The following is a 1,409-nucleotide window of genomic DNA, read 5'->3' on the forward strand; positions in this document are numbered from 1 at the left end:
TCCGAGACTCTGGCGCCGACAGACCCACGGCACACCCATCCGTCCATGGGTTCTGGGGCCCAGGAGACCGGGATGCACCCCCACAAGCCATGGCCAGATCCGATGAGGGAATTGAGTAAATTCGGTTCCTCGCTCTGGCACGCGAGAACCCAATTGCTTTGGGACTTCTTGGTGATCGCAGAGCCAACCCTTGGAGCCCGACCGGGATCAGGCGGGGCGCCGCCCGGCCGCCTGTGCGGCCGTGCGGCCGGGCGGCCGTGTGCTCATCCTGTCCGACGTCAGAGTCACAACCAGCGCCGTTTCATGCCCCAGACGTCTGACACGACGCCCGAGATCGGGGGGCTGGTACGCGTGGAGAGAAGCGCCCGGGGCACCGCTCCGCTCTGGCCGTCCGTCCATCCATCCATGGGTTGTGGTGGATGGGAAGTCGGGATCCACCCCACAAGCCATGACCGGATCCGACGAGGGACCGTTTCGAATACGGTTGCTCGCTCCGGCCCCGAGAATCCCATCGGATCGCCGGCCGCCGTCGATAGCCGCCACCGCGGACAGGCTCATCACCGTCGACGCCGCCTACCCGGTGGCCGGACCTGCGACCTGATCGCGGTTGGGCCCTGCGGTGGTCACGATCTGGTCGGCCCGCTGACAACCACGGCGAGGCACGAACGGCGATCACCGAGGGGTGGCGGTTGGACGGCGGCGCTCGTGTAGGGAGCTGTGGGAAGCGGACAGTCAGCGAGTCAGCGAGTCAGCCAGTCCACGCCCGGTCCGGCGAACCGTTCACGGGGGCGCGGCGACAGCGTCCGYGAGCCGAGCAGAGACGCGGTGAGCCGGCCATCCGCCGTAGCGGGGCCATGCCGTCAGGTGCCGGTGGCGTGCCATCAGGTGCTGGTCGCCGCGGCGGCGGGCACCCCGGCGGCCGGTGGTGGGCGTACAGATCTGGCGCGCGCCAACGTTTACCCAAGGGCTTTGTAACGCGGACGGACAGGTCGGGGTCGGCTCGGTATTGTCCAGATTGAGGCGCTTGGTCGTGACCTGGCCGTCGAGCCCGCTGGGCGCGGCACCCAGGCTGCCGGCCCGCCGAGGGCTGGTCACCTCTCGGCCACCCCGTTGACGGGCCGGCCACCTGGACGGCCCTACTGGAACGGACATCTCCCAGGGCGGCGGACCATCGTGGACGACGGCAGGCAGAACGGCGTCGACGACGCGAGAATTGTCGACGACGCGAGCCTTTCTGACAGCCACACCCCGTCATTCACGGCTACCCAGTCGCTCGCCGCCCCGGCGCCGACGATCCGTCCGCTGACGACCAACCCCACGCCACCCACGCCACCCACGCCACCCACGCCACCCACGCCACCCACGCCACCCACGCCACCCACGCCACCCACGCCACCCACGCCACCCAC

General features: G+C 69.7%; 1 protein-coding gene. It reads left to right on the forward strand.

The window, feature by feature from the left end:
- Positions 1-1,173 precede the first annotated feature (1,173 nt).
- Positions 1,174-1,409: hypothetical protein (locus BL253_RS43280; RefSeq protein ID WP_206745131.1), on the forward strand; the 236-nt coding region annotated here is incomplete at its 3' end.

It is taken from the genome of Pseudofrankia asymbiotica, assembly GCF_001983105.1.
Classification (GTDB): Bacteria; Actinomycetota; Actinomycetes; order Frankiales; family Frankiaceae; genus Pseudofrankia; species Pseudofrankia asymbiotica.